The sequence below is a fragment of the Microcoleus harperi Pol14_C6 genome (assembly GCF_036701295.1).
Taxonomy (GTDB): domain Bacteria; phylum Cyanobacteriota; class Cyanobacteriia; order Cyanobacteriales; family Microcoleaceae; genus Microcoleus.
The window spans coordinates 1-15521 of record NZ_JAUBQN010000069.1 but is presented as its reverse complement, the minus strand read 5'-3'; the positions used below and the strand labels follow the sequence as shown (position 1 = coordinate 15521).

Genomic DNA, 15521 nt, shown 5'->3' with positions numbered 1-15521 from the left:
TTCTCAATTTTCTGCCTTTAGGGAGCCTGTGCCAATCACAGGCTCCCTTTTCTTTCCCTTGTTAGTCTAAACTCCAGAAAAGGTGGCGCTCGCATTTTAGGAGAGAATGCTAACGACATTCTCGCTGGCAATAAAGGTAATGATTTCGTCTCAGGAGGGGTTGGAGATGATTTAGTGAGGGGAGGAAAAGGCAACGATCAGATATTTGGCGATGATGGAGAAGATATCTTAATCGGTGAAAGAGGAACGGATCGCTTGACTGGTGGAGGTGGAAGCGATATTTTTATCCTGAGAACAGACACAGGTACAGAAGAAACTAATCCTGCTACTGGTGATTGGTTAATTGACTTCAATGCTAGCGAGGGCGATCGCATTGGTATCAATGGAGGCGTGCCTATAGACATTCTCACCTTCACTCCTGCTGATGTGAATCAAGATGGTATTGCTGACACCATTATTCAGTACACAGAAACCAGTCAAATTTTTGGTGTATATACAAATATCTTTGGTGTCGTCATCAACACGCCGTCCGATATTGTGAAAAGTTCCTCGTTCAGTATACCCTTGAACGACCCAATCACCCAGATAGGAATGTTGTAGGAAAGTCGCCCAATAGTTCAGTCACAGCAATATTAAGAAGTGCGATCGCCCTTACGACAAAAAGTGCGCTCGCCCTTACGACAAAAAGTGCGCTCGCCCTTGCTGCATCTGCGTTCATCCCCGTTCATCTGCCTTCATCTGCAGTTGCTAAAAAGAGCGATCGCCCTTACGACAAAAAGTGCGATCGCCCCTTTCAAATCCTAACCAGAAATCACCTCACTCAAAAGATGAGCCTGAGAACCCTCAAGCCGAGGCCCGTGAATCTGCACCACCCTAGAAGCCAAGAAATTGCCCCAGCGAGCCGCTTGTACAGAACTCAAACCGTTAGTAATTCCAAACAAAACACCGCCAGCAAAAGCATCGCCAGCACCCACAGTATCGATCGCCTTTACCGGAAATCCAGCCACATCAACAATCTGTTTGTTCTCCACCACCATGCAGCCTTTATCCCCATTAGTGATAAAAGCCAAATCTGAAATCTCGCTCATTTTCCGAGCGCACTCTTCCAGAGATTCCTCCTTAAAAAAGCTCCGAACTTCATCAGCATTGCAAAAAATTACATCGCAATATTCCGAAACCACCTTGTGAAAATCATCAGCAAAGCGATCGACTAAAAAGCCATCCGAAAAAGTAAAAGCCACCTTCACGCCCAGACGCTTAGACTGTTCCATCGTCTCAATGCTAGCCTTTCTCGGATCGGGAGCATCCCAAAGATAGCCCTCAACATAACTGTACTTGCAGTGACTCAGGCGATCGACATCAATATCAGTCGCAGCCAGAGTAGTAGAAACCCCCAGATTAGTACACATCGTGCGTTCCGCATCCGGCGTAGTCAGCACAACACAAGTACCCGTAGGCCCGTTCGAGTCAGCAGCAGGATGCACGTTAAAATCAATCCCCGCCGCCAGCAAATCTTGGCGGTAAAATTCGCCGTTAGTATCCTTAGCAACCTTCCCCGAATAATAAGCTTTACCGCCACTCTGAGCCAAACCAATCATTGTATTTGCCGCCGAACCTCCCGATCGCATTTGCAGCGAATTGTGCTCTAAATCGTGCAAAATACCCCCCTGCGTTTCCGAATTCATCAGCGTCATCCCGCCGCGATTCAGCCCGTGAGCGAGTACAAATTCATCTTCTACCAATGCTAGGATGTCTACCAGGGCATTTCCCACGCCAAACACATCCACGGAGCGGGAATCTTGATTGTTTTCTGTCATCGCTGCTTTTTTTTACACTAACTATCAACTCTATAATAAATCGGATTAAAGTCAACATCCCCATTCCCAATCTAAAGTCCCCAACTTAAAATCTAAAATTCAAAATCCACAATTCCAAATCTAAAATCTCAAATCCAAAATCTAAAATCGCTATGACTTATCTCCCACCTCTGATTCAGCAAATGTTGCATCCCGGTTTTTACCCGCACAGGGTGACAGAACCAGTGCAGCTAATTCAGACTCATGCTTCCTTTGTTTTGCTGACAGGAGATTATACTTACAAAATCAAGAAACCCGTCAATTTTGGTTTTTTAGACTATTCAACCTTGGAGAAACGGCAGCATTTCTGCACCCAAGAATTGCTGATGAACCGACGCACTGCACCGGAAATTTATCTAGAAGTTTTGCCCATTATTAAAATAGGGGACTCGTTTCAATTTGGCAGCCACTTGCCCGCACTAAAATCTACAGAAAATGCTGTAGAATATGTGCTGAAAATGCGGGAGTTTCCTCAAGATGCGCTGTTGCTTAGTTTGTTGGAACGCGGACTGTTAACAGAGCAACTTATGGCAGACTTAGGGCGCGAAGTTGCCAACTTTCACAGCAGGGCAATTAGTAATAGCTATATTCGGACATTTGGCGAAGTCAGTCAGATTCGCACAGCAATAGATAACAATTACCGGATTTCGCAAAAATATATCGGCGGGCCGCAGACTCAGAGACAATATCAGGAAACTAAACATTATACTGATGCGTTTTTGGCGACCAATCAAGAGTTATTTAACCTGCGGATTGCCAATGATAAAATTCGCGAGTGCCACGGAGATTTGCATTTGCGGAATCTAGCATTCTGGCAAGATAAAATATTGCTGTTTGACTGCATTGAATTTAACGAGCCTTTTCGCTTTGTTGATGTCATGTACGATGTAGCTTTTACAGTAATGGATTTGGAATCGCGGGGGCGCAGAGACTTGGGCAATGCTTTTCTCAATACTTACATCGAACAAACAGGAGATTGGGAAGGACTGCAAATGTTGCCTTTGTATTTGAGCCGTCAAGCTTATGTTAGAGCGAAAGTAACTTCGTTAATGTTGGACGATACCGCTATTTCAACTGCCCAAAAAGCAGAGATTTCACAGACAGCAGCTCATTACTATAAACTGGCTTGGCAATACACGCAACCGCGCCAAGGCAAGTTAACTTTGATGTCGGGTTTGTCGGGTTCTGGCAAGAGTACAGCAGCTCGATATTTAGCTCGCCGCACAGGGGCAATTCACATTCGATCCGATGCTGTTCGCAAACATTTAGGCGGAATTTCTTTAAATGAACGCGGGGGGGAAGATTTGTACTCGCATGAAATGACCGCGCAGACTTATGGTAGATTGTTAGAGTTGGGGATAATTCTGGCTGACAGAGGTTGGGATGTTATTTTAGATGCAAAGTTCGATCGCCAAAAATCGAGAACCGATGCAATTAATCGGGCTCAATCCCACGAGTTGCCCCTGCAAATCATTTACTGCACCGCACCAATTGAAGTATTGCGAGAACGACTGCAACAGCGCAGGGGCGATATTGCCGACGCGACAGCCGAACTATTGAGTTCGCAGCAAGCAGCTTTTGAACCTTTTACAGAATTAGAGCAAATTTCTGTAAAGATTGTAGATACCGCGCAAGAGGTAGAGGTACAATTAAACGTGATTTGTGGGGAGTAGTTGCAGAGTGATCGCCCTTGGCAATCTTACTTATCTGCTAATATTGTCAATATCTTTCTGTATTATTAAAAACAAAACTTACAGCTCATGCCAAAATTTACTGGAGACTCCAAGGGGTTTAGCCCCGCGCTGATATGGTTTGTGTTGTTTACGGTTGGGTTTCGCTTAGTAGGATGTACGCTGCCCCTGAGTCTGGGCCTTGGTGTCATCGGTGGCGTGGCAGCAGGTTTAATTGTCGCTTGGTGGCACAACGAATTACTACTCAACCCGAATATGAATTCCAAGGACAAAACCTCGGATGCTATCCTCAACAAAGAAGTAGTGCAAAGGGAGGGCCATAAATATAGCAAAACCTCTAGGGGTGATGCAGCTACATTGTTTGGCTGGTTATCTGGACCAGAAGATCGTCGCTAGCACCGAAAAGAGTTTTGAGTATTGAGTTGTAAGCTTTAAGTTAAAGAGTTCATAATTCACAACTCTATACTAAAAATTAATTACTCCCGCCAGTTAAATTACTAATTACAGATTAGCGACTAACGATCTTTCATTTCCCATTACCCATTACCGCTAACGAGCAATTTGAATTACTTGCTTAATGTTTGTATTTCTATCGAAACTCCTGCCGCTGTTTATTTATCCTTTGGGGTTGAGTTGCCTGTTAATGATGGCAGCTTTAATCACACTTTGGAAGCGTCCCAAATGGGCCGCGGCTCCAATTGCTGCGGCTCTAATTATTTTACTGCTCGGAAGTAGCGGTTGGGTTTCAAAATCGTTAGTTCGATCGCTCGAATGGCAAAACTTACCAACGGCTGAACTCCCCCAAGCTGAAGCGATTATCGTCTTGGGCGGCGGTGTCAAAGCAGCTTTACCTCCCCGCCCTTGGGTAGAATTAGCGGAAGCGGGCGATCGAATAATCTACGGTTCCCGACTTTACAAGCAAGGCAAAGCTTCCCTGCTAATTCTCAGCGGCGGTAGAGTAGATTGGAAAGGCGGCGGGGCTCCCGAATCGGCAGACATGGCAGAAATTGCCCAAACAATGGGTGTGCCGACATCAGCAATTCTGCAAGACCCCGATTCACACAACACTTATCAAAATGCCGTCAACGTGCGGAAAATTTTAGATACTAAAGCTATAAAAGGGCCGGTTTTGCTAGTGACATCGGCGATGCACATGACTCGATCGCTCTTAATTTTCCAGCGTCAGGGAATAAAAGCAATTGCCGCACCAACAGACTTCCAGATAACGCAGCAGGATCTCGCAGCATCCGAAAGCAATTGGCAAGCAGTCGCCTTAGATTTATTGCCGGATACCTATCAGTTAAACCAGTCAACTAAAGCTTTGAAAGAATACATCGGCTTAATCGTTTATCGGCTGCGGGGATGGCTTTAACAGAATTTTAGATTTGGGATTTTGGATGAAAGAATTTAAGTAGTCTCAACCGTTAAGTCACTTCCCAAATCCAAAATTGATTCAGTGTGTTAGCTTAAAGTCATTACAGCAAATATTAGCCACACTCGCCCCCAAACAATCATGCTGCCCCACGAGTTGCAAAACATTGCCCCAGAACCGACTCCCGCGGCCGAAATTTTTCAGAGACACCAAATTGTCCGCGAGTTTTACGATGAAATTAAGTACCGTCAAGAACTAGAACTTCACTGCCAGTGGTATTACGCTACAGCCAAGCAGCATCAGCAGGAATTGCAGAAAATGCAGGGAGATTTGAATATCTTCGGCTGGTTCAGCCGGGGACGGTCGAAAAATTAAGGAGTCAACAAAAAAGGTGGTTTGTAGTAAGGGCTTTAGTCCCGCCGAGCGACTAAAAGCTACAGAAAAAACTGAACTCCTCACTACAAACTCTACAACAGTTATAGGGTCCCCGCCCAAAAACGGATACTTGCTTTCCTACAGGAGGATCGATCAGCGCAAAATTTTAGACACTATTTCAGCCTTCCAGATTCATCTTTGGAGTAAATCTAAAATCTAAAATCTAAAATTTAAAATCGACTGACGGGATTTGATATTGTCTTTGGGCTCCGGCTTCAACTTTTGAGACAGCTAGACTTCCGAAGAGATCAATTCGACCTCATCCTCTTTCAGGTGAGCTCGAAATTTTTTGTCAAATTGTACTAAAATCGGCCAATTAGCACTGACAGGTCGGCCGTGCCATTCGTGAACGATCGCCACGACTTCTCCTTCCATACCCTTAATATCAAATGGTTTACTGCGATTTTCAGGGTGGTGGTAGACAACAACAGAGTTTTTAATGCAAACGCGATCGCCAACTTTCATAGACTTATATTTAGTGTTCTCTCTTCAAAACTCTGCAAAGCCTACGGGTGCTTAACACTTGTAGGCTTTGCCGACAGTCTTCTTATCTTCCCACAAGTAGAGCGAAAACTTAAACAAAGTTGGCGGTTCCCTGTCGCTGCTTCGATCCCCAGCCGCGATCCACCTCAGCCGAAATGTCGATCCATTCTCGCTTGAACCCGCAGGCCCGATCGAGCTTTAAATCTCGATCGGGCGGATTCTCAAGGGCGGGAATTGATTTGGCTAATCGGGAAACTATTTACTTAACTGATTTAACCAACACTCAACATCAACGGCCAAGGTTTGACCCAACTCCAGCAACTGTCGGATCGAAGACAAGTCCCAGCCGACGCCGGAACCTGCAATCCCCAAGGCAACGGCAGCGACCACACTGTCGCCCGCCGAGGCATCTTGCAGTTGCAGCCAGCCCAAACACAGAGGCACAATTTGACTGTACAGAGAATCGAAATACAGTTCCTGCGATTTGTCCAGACACAAACCCAGACTCAGCCGATCGCCCACCGCAATCAAACGCTCGATCGTGCGGATATCAGCTTCTAAATTGACAGGCGAGCGAGCCTCCGCGCCCGATCCTGGTTGCAGCAGCGCGTCAAGCGATCGCCAAACCATCTTTTCCAAAATTTCCTTGACTTCGGGAACGTTCAACCGACAGCGGAGATGGCCGCTTTCAGTGGCGATCGCCTCAATTTCGGCCAGCAGCGTTTCCACATCCTCCGTTTCCACTTCCAGGGCCTTGGCCGCCGTCAAACAGCGGTGTCCCAAAGCCACCTCAGCAGCCACCTGCAACTCTACCGGCACCTGCAACTCGTCGCGGTGGAACGCCATCATCACCCCGTAATTTTCGCGGTAAACCTGAGTGTAAAGCTGATCCAAGCGAGTCAAATTTTCCTGACTCAGCAACTGCACGATCCGGTGGCGTTCCTCAGCGAATAAATCCCGCAAGCTAAAGGACTGATCCCCAAACAGCCGCACCATTTCCAGAATGGCGTGGGCCGCCGAAGCTTCTTGCATAACTCCAAACAACCGCTCTTTGAGCATAGTGTAAGACCGGCGGCTGCCAAAAGGCTGAATGCAGCAGTGGAAGTCCCAGCCGCCGAGGTGCAACGCAGCAAACACAAAAACCTCTGTTTCCCGCGTAATTTCCGAGGTTAACTGCAATTGACCCACAGCCAGAGTCATCGAGCCCATGCGCTGAATTTGGAAATCTTGCTGCTCGGCCTGATAGCAGTAAACTCGCTCTTCGCGGGGAAATTTGGCAAACAGAGAACTGATCGCGTAGTGGGCCGCCACTTGTCGGAGACTAATTTGGGCTGTCACCACCAGTTGGCGGTAAACTTCGGCCCCTGTTTTAAAACAGTCAACGTTGCTGGGTACGAGGGCTAGTTGAGCGACAAAATCCTTTTCTAGCTGGATGCCGGTAACTTCCCCCGCCAATTCCAGCGCCCGGGCCGCGTAGCGCAGAATTTGCACGCCTTCGGGCCGCGAGATTTCTTCAAAAAACCAGCCGCAGCTAGTGAACATTAACAGGGCGTGGCGCTGCATTTCCAGCAGTCGCAGGGCGTCCACCTGTTCGGAGGCATCGAGTTGGCGCACTTGATGGCGTTGGAGGAAACTGTCAACATTAGTGGGCGATCGATCCCGGATGACCTCAATATATTCATCTCTGGCTTTCCAGGGATCGCACAACAGCTTGCGCCCTGCTTCTTCGTAAATCGGAATCAGTCGATCGCGCAGCCAGTTGAGAGTATCCCGCAAAGGGCGGCGCCATTTTTGGTTCCACTCGCCGCCGCCACCGCAGCCGCAATCATCTTGCCAGCGATCGACCCCGTGAGAGCAACTCCAGGCCGTCACGGGTTTGAGTTCCACTTCCCAAGCGCTGGGATTTTGACTTAAATAATGAGCAAAATTCGTCACCGTCCAGCCTCGGCGGGGAAACTCTTCTGTGAAGGCGTAGGCGAGGCATTTTTCGGTACTGTGTTTGTGGTGGCCGAAAGTTTCGCCGTCCGTCGCCACGCAGATTAATTGAGCCGGTCGGTGGTCTCCCCGTACTGCTTGACCCAAGCGCCCGGCCAAGTGGTGGCTGCTGCTGAGAACGTCATTAAAGCCCATATCCCGCGAGATCGGGCCGTCGTAAAAAAAGATATCAATGTAGGGAGTGTTGGCAGGTGGGGTAGCAGAATTTTGGGAGTGCTGGCGGCCAAAATAGTGAGTGCTCAGCGGCGAGAGTTGGTCAGCCATCAACCGCATTTCTGGTTTCAAATAGCAGCGGTACGGGCGAGTCGGATCGATTTGACCGCCGCCGACTTCGTGCCATTCGGAATTTTCGGCTGGTTCCCCTTCGTGGTTTTGCCCGATTAGCGGGCGGCAGCGTTCGGCTTGGGAGGGGGCTAAGACAATGAAGCGGATGCCTTCAGCCACTAAAACTTCGAGGGTGGCGTAGTCTACGGCGGTTTCGGCGAGCCACATTCCTTCGGGCTCGCGACCGAACCGGGAGCGAAAATCAGCGATCCCCCAGCGAATTTGGGTGTATTTGTCTCGCTCGTTAGCCAGCGGCATGATGATGTGATTGTAGACTTGGGCGATCGCGTTGCCGTGACCGTTGAGGCGCTGACAGCTTTTGCGATCGGCTTCCAGAATCCGCTGGTAGACTTCCGGGTCATAGCGTTCGAGCCAGCTCATCAGGGTCGGCCCGATGTTGAAGCTCATATACTCGTAGTTGTTGACGATCCCCGTGACTTCGCCGCGATCGTTGAGTATGCGGGCAAAGGCGTTCGGCCGGTAGCACTCGATGTCAATGCGTTCGTTCCAGTCGTGGGCGGGAGAGGCGCTGGCTTGGCGTTCGATCGCGTCCAGGTAAGGATTTTCCCGGGGTGGCTGGTAAAAGTGACCGTGAACCGTCACGCAGACCCCAGTTGCTGCAGCCACGGTGCTTTGGGTTGCAGCCGTTACGGTTGGCGAAGACAAAGGTAGCCGATCGGATTGAGTTGTAGAAATCGAAACCATGCGAGCAAATCCTCACTCAAGTAGTTAAAGACAATAAAACGAGCCTAATTAGAAACTGAAACCTTACGCAGCAAGAGTTACAGCTAGGCATCTGTTAGGACTAAATTTGGCTGACAAGTTTTGATACATTTGTAGTATTGCGAGCAAAGCATTCGTTCCAAGATGCCAACCGTCGATCCCTGGGTTTTTCTGCCAATGCTTTGCTGTTGAAAGACTTAAAAAAGGTAGCTTTTGCTGCTTTTTCGCACTTGCGACCCCTTTCGGGTTTGTGCTTGCAGGGCTGCTCATTGAGAGTTTGATTTACATAGCTGGATTTTAAAGTCTTATTCAGTAAATAGCAAGTTTTCGCCGGAAAGATTTAATTTTTGGCACTAAATCTTGGCGGTTGTGGATATCGGTTTAATGCCCGATGGATTTATAGAGTAAGAGTTTTGCCCGAGTTTCGCATCATACTTTAGGTGCTTTTTACCTAAGTTCTGGAGAAGTTAGGCCAGTTGGGTTAGGGCGGGGCAGATTTGCTGCAAATGTACTTTCCAGAAGAGTTGTAACACTTCTGCGGAGTCAAAAGGCAACAAAAAAAGCAAAACGGTAAGTGTTAGGTTTTAACTCCTCAGAGGTATGTGGGGGCGGAGGCATTGGAGGAGGAGGGTTTGGACGAGAAGATGCTGCATTAGACGGCGAAGTTGGAGAGGCAATTTGCCGAGAGTGCCAAGTTAGAGGCGATGATTCGGGAAAATCGGCAGAGGGTGGGTTCTGGCGGATAGTTCGTCAATTGCTGAAGATTATCATGATTTTTTGCGATAACTTAAGGCACGTATTGTGCAATATCAAGTGCGGGCCGTACTTTTTATGCCTAGAAGCGCAATAGCGAGAATTAGAAAAAGCTTTAATCGATGGCATCCCCGATTTTTTGCTATAGTTGCGTGTGGGATTTGCCTTTGTGGGCAGTCAGTATCTGGAGGTTGAAGGGAAATATTTTTATATTGATTTATTGTTTTATCATTTATGTTGGTCGTGTTTTGTGGTTATTGATTTGAACGTAGAAGCCTTTAAACCGGAGTTTTCGGGGAAGATGAGTTTTTATGTTTCAGCGGTGGATGATTTACTGAAGCATCGGCATGATATGCCGACTGGTGGAATGATTTTGTGTAAAAATAAAAAGCATAGGATTGTCTAATATGCTTTGCGGTATCTGAATCAGCCCATCGGGGTTTCGACTTATCAATTGCCGGAGGCTTTGCCGGAGCAGTTACAGGGGAGTTGGCCGACGATTGAGCCGTTGGAAGCTGAGCTAGACTCTGTGAAGATTGAAATTGAAGAGTAATGATCACATGGGAGAGTGGGAAGCTAGCTGAAAGCCTCCGAAAAATTAGTCAAAATTTTAACATGATTAAACCAACAACAATAAGTGAAAAGCTCCTTTTCAGTACCGTTCGGATAGCAGTCCAATTGTCTTCAGGTGAGGAAGCCACGGGTACTGGCTTTTTCTTCAACTTTCTAGTCGATGAGCAGACACATATACCTGCAATAATAACTAATAAGCACGTTGTGGCTGGCGCTGTAACAGGGAGTTTTCAACTGCATGAATTAGATAAAACTATAGAAGAACCACAGCCATCGGGCGACTTCTTTACTGTGGGTTTAGATGATTTTGAAAACCGCTGGATTTCTCATCCTGACAATAATCTAGATTTATGTGCCATGCTATTTCAACCTCTACGGAGTGAAGCTGAAATACAGGGGAAATCTATATTTAACTACGCGATTGACAATAGTTCTATTTTATCTAAGGCTGACCTTGAAGAACTTAGTGCAGTGGAAGAAGTGCTAATGATAGGCTATCCTACCGGGTTGTGGGATGAGGTTAACAATTTACCGCTTATTAGAAGAGGAACTACTGCAACTCATCCGGCTGTGGATTTTCAAGGAAGAAGCACAACTGTAATTGATGCAGCCTGTTTCCCTGGTTCTTCTGGCTCACCTGTATTGATTGTAAATGAAGGAATGTTCACCACCAAGTCAGGGACATTTGCGGGATACACAAGAGTTTTCTTACTTGGTGTACTTTTTAGTGGCCCTTGCATGACCGCGCAGGGAGAAATCGTAATTCAAACAATACCTACCAGTCAACAACCTATTAGTCTGACAAATCTGATGATCCACTTGGGATACATTGTTCAGGCAAAAGAAATAAAAGTTTTAGGAGAACACATAAAGCAGATTTTGCAGGCATCTGGGAACCTTTAATCAAGAAATAGGAATGCAAGTGAGCAACTCTAATAATCGAAAACTATTGAAGTGGACATCAACCAACAAAAAGAACAATTCAGCAACATCTACCTGCAAGCTGTCACCACCGTTGCCGGCTATTCCCTCTACAAACCATTCGTAGACGATGACAGCGTAGACTGGGAAGTAGCTGCCAAAGGCGGGACAGGCCCCATTAGAGCACCTCGCTTAGAATTGCAATTAAAATCTACATGAAGAGATATCGAAGACGATAACTCCATCCGCTACCCCCTCAAGCTCAAAAACTACGACGACTTAAGAATGGATAACTTCGCCATTCCCCGAATTTTAGTTGTCGTTTTAATCCCCGAAACACCCGAAGACTGGTTAACCCAGTCGGAAACAGAACTCTGCATCAGAAACTGCGGATATTGGATCTCGCTGCGGGGAAAGCCAAAAACACAAAACACAAACGCTGTCACCGTCGCCATCCCCAGAACCAACCAATTTACAGTCGCCGCCCTTCAATCAATTATGGAGGGAATTAGCCAAGGAGTTCAACCATGAAAGTCACCTTAAAAGATAGCCAAACTCTCGAAACAATCGAGCTAAATCAACTGAGAAATTACTTACAAACTCACGGCTGGCATGAAGACCAACCTTTCTTAGATAATGCCACACTTTGGCACAAACTAACAGCCGATGCAGAAGAATTTGAAATATTGCTACCTAACCGGGAAAACCTGGGAGATTATGCAGCCCGCATCCGCGAGGCAATCCAAACCCTAGAAAACGCCGAAAATCGCCCTAAAATAGAAATCTTAAGCGAACTGCTTACCCGCATTCCCAACACGATAATTCAGGGAATTGTTATGCAAATTCACACCCCAAATACCAAAAAATTAAGTGGCAAAATTACTCTCCTCGGCCTTGTAGCTGACAAATTGCGGAAAATTCAAACTTCACTCGCAGACAAAGATTATATCCTGGCGATTAAAGCTTATCAAGAACGCTTACCGATTCTCTGTAGCGGTGACTTAATCAAAGACAACAACGCCTTCATCCTCAAAAACCCCCACAACTTAACCCTCGATGAATCGTGGTAAAACTAACAGATTTTGTCCAAATCTATATTAAACACCTTCCAAACAGATATCGATCGCCCTAGCAAAAGCCTCTGGCGCATCCAGCATCAGCCAGTGTCCGGTATCGGCGATCGTAGTTGTCGTCAGTGTGGGACGGAGGATGTGGAGGCTGAAGGGAAAAGTGTTTGAGGGAGCAATAATGGCGTGGGCCCGTGTTCCAGGGGCTGCTAGGTAGCGATCGAGAGCATCAACTGCATCAAAGGCAAACATCCCGCGAGACATTCCAGACAGACAATCCTGTGGAGTCGCCGCTAACCAAGCGAGAATCCGATCGCGCGTATCGGCCGTGCTTCCTGTCAGCGCCTCGTTGAAGCTGGTTTCCACAGCAGCCCGCCAATCCTCCGTCTCCAGAGCCCTCTGGTAGGGGACGATCCGTGCCTCGTAAACTTCTGCAGGCACCTTGGTAAAATCTCCAGGTGGGTCTGCCAGGATCAACTGCGTGATGCGGTGCGGTGCGCTGGCTGCTGTGGCGAGGGCAATACAAGCACCGAAACTGTGCCCGACGATCGCCACTCGATCGAGTCCCAGCCCATCCAGTACCGCCAAAACATCCGCTGCACAGGAGGCGGGCGCATAGTTGCCGTCCTCCGGCGGTGCGGAATCACCGTGTCCCCGCATATCAAGGGCGATCGCGCGTCGGCTACGGGCGACACCGGCAAGCTGCGCCTCCCAGATACTCGCGGAAACCGCCATACCGTGCACGAACACCACCGGCAGCGACTCCGACTCCCCAGCGGCGACAGGGGGACTGGCTTCGATGATGTGAATAGTGCCGATCGGTCCTTTGATAGTTGTCGATCGCATACAATTTTCTCCTAATTTTTAATTTCCTCTTTTCACACAAGCAATTTTACCTGCGTTACTCCTTGGCGCAATTCATACTGTCCTTTTACCCAAAATTGTTTAATTTTTTCACCCAAAAACGGAGCCGCTTGCATCATCAACAAACGCAATAATCCATTTTTTCGCAGTTGTTCGCCTTTCCACGCTTCTTGTGCTTGAAGTTGTTGGGCGCGAATAATTTCCGGTTCGCGTTCTGCCTGAATCCGCGATAATGCTAAGTCAATATCCTCGCAATTAGCCCCTGCTTTCAATAAAGGTACAAGGTGATTGGCGCCAACAATTACATCGCGCAAAGCCATGTTAATTCCTTGAGCGCGAACCGGAGACATGGGATGTGCAGCATCCCCCAAAAGTATGATTCCTGGTCGATGCCAGCGCGGACAGCGACCAACCACGACAGATAATCGCATCGGAGATTCGATCGTATCGGCACAGTTGCGGAAATGTTCTGCCATCCACGCAGGAGATAGCGATGCGAAAGTTTCTGCCCAGTCTGCGTGTTTCCGATCGGTTTTGTCATCGGCAGATAGCACCCAAGCCAGATGAAGTTTTCCTGATTCTGCCCCATGAAAGACACTAAATCCGCTACCGCCATTCAGGATGGAATAAAATACATTATCCGCCACAAACCGAGGATGAGCGGCAAGTTTAAACCACAGAACATCTATACTATTCTGCTGTTTTACTAACTCTAATTCTGCACGTTGTCGTACAACCGAGTTTCTACCATCTGTACCAATCACAAGTGCAGCAGGAATCTCTCGCCCCTCTCCTAGCTTTACACCCGCAATGCGATCGTTGCTGTACAGTAAATCTTTTACGGGAACACTTGGGATAAATTCAAACTCTGGATGCAACTGAGCTTCTGAAATTAGTGTTTCTAGCAAAGGCGGTTGCGATACCAGCGTACAAGGTCGAGTTGACCCCATTGGCTCATCAACTCGAAATAGTTGCCGATCGCCCACAACGAACTCCCAGGCATCAATTTGTCGGTGTGGAACACTTTCTAGCATAGTGGATAAGCCCATTTGGGCGATCGCATCCAATCCGCTGGGCATTAACCCTTCACCGCGAAACACTCGGTAGGCATCTTTTGCCGCCTCAACCAAGGTAACAGCAATACCTCGTTTCACCAGCAGCAAGGCAAGTGCCGCACCAGTTGGCCCCGCTCCCACAATTACAACTTGCCTCATTGCCATTCCCCATTGCTTTTTAAGGTATTTCCCAGCTTAATTTCCATCCTAAGAGATCAAGCACTGCCGCAGCTCTTCATCAAGTAGCATCCTCCACTGTAAATCCGATTTCTTGCCCGTAGGATAGTTCCAGCGTGTGACCGTCCGGGTCTCGCAAAAAAGCCCAGTAGCCGATCGGATATCCAGAATCTTTTGGTTCTTCAAGCAATACGCCTTCTTGACGTGCTTTGTCGCAGAGTTCGTCCATATATTCGCGGCTTTTGCAACCTACTCCGAGGTGTGCAAAGGGAGACAGAACGGGATGTACGGAGTCTGTTTGAATTAGAACAATTACAAAAGGGCGAGTACGGTCCCCAAGCCAGACCACAGCAACACCTGCTTCTGCATCGATGCGGCGGTGAATGACCTGCATTCCAGCATACATGGAGTAGAATTCAATACTGCGATCGACATCGGAAACGGGCAGTGCGATGTGTGTGATACCGATATCACTCATATGTTATGTTGCTCCCGTCATATTAGGCTTAACATCAAGAATTGCCACTTCCAATATCATAATTTTAATGAGATGCTCGCCACTTTGCCGCTTTCATATCCATTGCTTTAATGAACCCATCTTTTCCGTCCATGTACCCCTGAATATTATCAGGGTATTTGTTTGCGAGTTCTCGTTTGAGTTCGCTGTATTGCTGCGCGTCCTCAGGATGGGAAATCATATAATCTCGAAACGCTAAATGGCGCTCTATCTGCGCTGAGTTAACTTCAAACCCGTGAAGGTGGTGTGTTCTAATCCCTGCTTCATTACCCTTGCGAAAAAAACGACGACCGGATATCCCAAACTCACCCATTGCTTGATAACCTAATGCCTTTATTTCTGAACTCTGTACATCAATTTTAGTAATATCTTTAACCTGAACTAACATATCGATTATCGGCTTTGCATGAATTTGTGGAATGGCTGTGCTACCAATGTGATGTATAGCAACCACATTGTCCCTAAGTGCAAGTGCAATCAGTTTCGACTCTGTTTCAAAGGCGCTGCGCCAATTTGGATCGTGCGGGACGACTTCTACTTTGAAAAAATCTAGTTTTCTTGACATGGCTGATAATTCTTTGCTAGTTTTCTGCTTTCAGATTGGTTTACGATCGCATTTAACCGACACTGATTTTACCGTTATACCAATTTAATATGAAGCTGCATAGAATAAAGCCTCAAGAATGAAATTGTAAGAAGATAGCGAAATGATTTG

At 47.3% G+C, this 15521-nt stretch carries 17 protein-coding genes and 1 pseudogene; 11 read left to right on the top strand and 7 right to left on the bottom strand.

All coding sequences use genetic code 11. The annotated features are described in order from the left end of the window. The first annotated feature begins 93 nt into the window (after nucleotides 1–93). Nucleotides 94–600, top strand: coding sequence for a calcium-binding protein (locus tag QUA27_RS26200; RefSeq protein WP_333071851.1), 507 nt, complete (start codon nucleotides 94–96; stop codon nucleotides 598–600). Between the two features lie 200 nt (nucleotides 601–800). Here QUA27_RS26200 and QUA27_RS26195 read toward each other — a convergent pair whose 3' ends face one another. Next, nucleotides 801–1817 carry an adenosine kinase gene (locus QUA27_RS26195; protein ID WP_333071849.1) on the bottom strand — a complete coding sequence of 339 codons (1017 nt, stop codon included), beginning with the start codon at nucleotides 1815–1817 and terminating at the stop codon, nucleotides 801–803. Between the two features lie 152 nt (nucleotides 1818–1969). On the opposite strand from QUA27_RS26195, the gene QUA27_RS26190 reads away from it, so the two are divergent. The 4 genes from QUA27_RS26190 (at nucleotide 1970) to QUA27_RS26175 (ending at nucleotide 5294) form a co-directional block, all read left to right on the top strand. Continuing rightward, nucleotides 1970–3529, top strand: coding sequence for a bifunctional aminoglycoside phosphotransferase/ATP-binding protein (locus tag QUA27_RS26190; RefSeq protein WP_333071847.1), 1560 nt, complete (start codon nucleotides 1970–1972; stop codon nucleotides 3527–3529). Between the two features lie 87 nt (nucleotides 3530–3616). Then, complete coding sequence (locus QUA27_RS26185; RefSeq protein ID WP_333071845.1) at nucleotides 3617–3943, top strand: hypothetical protein; 327 nt, start codon at nucleotides 3617–3619, stop codon at nucleotides 3941–3943. A 181-nt stretch (nucleotides 3944–4124) separates the two neighbouring features. Next, nucleotides 4125–4919 (top strand): YdcF family protein, encoded by a 795-nt coding sequence (locus QUA27_RS26180; protein ID WP_333071842.1) that lies wholly within the window; start codon nucleotides 4125–4127, stop codon nucleotides 4917–4919. A 141-nt stretch (nucleotides 4920–5060) separates the two neighbouring features. Next, nucleotides 5061–5294, top strand: coding sequence for a hypothetical protein (locus QUA27_RS26175; protein ID WP_172186607.1), 234 nt, complete (start codon nucleotides 5061–5063; stop codon nucleotides 5292–5294). A 291-nt stretch (nucleotides 5295–5585) separates the two neighbouring features. Here QUA27_RS26175 and QUA27_RS26170 read toward each other — a convergent pair whose 3' ends face one another. Both QUA27_RS26170 and QUA27_RS26165 read right to left on the bottom strand, forming a co-directional pair. Then, complete coding sequence (locus QUA27_RS26170; RefSeq protein ID WP_333071839.1) at nucleotides 5586–5819, bottom strand: ferredoxin-thioredoxin reductase variable chain; 234 nt, start codon at nucleotides 5817–5819, stop codon at nucleotides 5586–5588. A gap of 273 nt (nucleotides 5820–6092) precedes the next feature. Then, nucleotides 6093–8861: a DUF3536 domain-containing protein gene (locus QUA27_RS26165; protein ID WP_333071838.1), complete on the bottom strand. Its 2769-nt coding sequence runs from the start codon at nucleotides 8859–8861 to the stop codon at nucleotides 6093–6095. Between the two features lie 592 nt (nucleotides 8862–9453). On the opposite strand from QUA27_RS26165, the gene QUA27_RS26160 reads away from it, so the two are divergent. The 6 genes and pseudogenes from QUA27_RS26160 (at nucleotide 9454) to QUA27_RS26135 (ending at nucleotide 12196) form a co-directional block, all read left to right on the top strand. Beyond that, entirely contained in the window at nucleotides 9454–9729 is a 276-nt protein-coding gene (locus tag QUA27_RS26160; RefSeq protein ID WP_333071836.1) for a hypothetical protein, read from the top strand. A gap of 57 nt (nucleotides 9730–9786) precedes the next feature. Then, nucleotides 9787–10038: a PDDEXK nuclease domain-containing protein gene (locus tag QUA27_RS26155; protein ID WP_333071834.1), complete on the top strand. Its 252-nt coding sequence runs from the start codon at nucleotides 9787–9789 to the stop codon at nucleotides 10036–10038. A 6-nt stretch (nucleotides 10039–10044) separates the two neighbouring features. Then, nucleotides 10045–10185, top strand: a complete 141-nt coding sequence (locus QUA27_RS26150; protein ID WP_333071832.1) for a hypothetical protein — start codon at nucleotides 10045–10047, stop codon at nucleotides 10183–10185. Between the two features lie 62 nt (nucleotides 10186–10247). Beyond that, complete coding sequence (locus tag QUA27_RS26145; protein WP_333071829.1) at nucleotides 10248–11108, top strand: S1 family peptidase; 861 nt, start codon at nucleotides 10248–10250, stop codon at nucleotides 11106–11108. 51 nt (nucleotides 11109–11159) lie between these two features. Next, nucleotides 11160–11657: pseudogene (locus QUA27_RS26140) on the top strand (DUF4365 domain-containing protein). Next, on the top strand, nucleotides 11654–12196 hold the full coding sequence (locus QUA27_RS26135) for a hypothetical protein (RefSeq protein WP_333071826.1): 543 nt from the start codon (nucleotides 11654–11656) through the stop codon (nucleotides 12194–12196). Before QUA27_RS26140 ends, QUA27_RS26135 begins: the two are co-directional and overlap by 4 nt. A 27-nt stretch (nucleotides 12197–12223) precedes the next feature. On the opposite strand, the gene QUA27_RS26130 is transcribed toward QUA27_RS26135, so the two are convergent. The 4 genes from QUA27_RS26130 to QUA27_RS26115 all read right to left on the bottom strand — a co-directional run bounded on the left by QUA27_RS26130 (nucleotide 12224) and on the right by QUA27_RS26115 (nucleotide 15371). After that, nucleotides 12224–13039: an alpha/beta fold hydrolase gene (locus QUA27_RS26130; RefSeq protein ID WP_333071824.1), complete on the bottom strand. Its 816-nt coding sequence runs from the start codon at nucleotides 13037–13039 to the stop codon at nucleotides 12224–12226. 32 nt (nucleotides 13040–13071) lie between these two features. Continuing rightward, nucleotides 13072–14271, bottom strand: coding sequence for an FAD-dependent monooxygenase (locus tag QUA27_RS26125; RefSeq protein ID WP_333071822.1), 1200 nt, complete (start codon nucleotides 14269–14271; stop codon nucleotides 13072–13074). A 79-nt stretch (nucleotides 14272–14350) separates the two neighbouring features. Next, nucleotides 14351–14767 (bottom strand): VOC family protein, encoded by a 417-nt coding sequence (locus QUA27_RS26120; protein ID WP_333071820.1) that lies wholly within the window; start codon nucleotides 14765–14767, stop codon nucleotides 14351–14353. Between the two features lie 64 nt (nucleotides 14768–14831). Continuing rightward, a complete protein-coding gene (locus QUA27_RS26115; RefSeq protein ID WP_333071818.1) occupies nucleotides 14832–15371 on the bottom strand; it encodes a GrpB family protein in 540 nt (179 codons plus the stop codon). Between the last annotated feature and the right edge of the window lie 150 nt (nucleotides 15372–15521).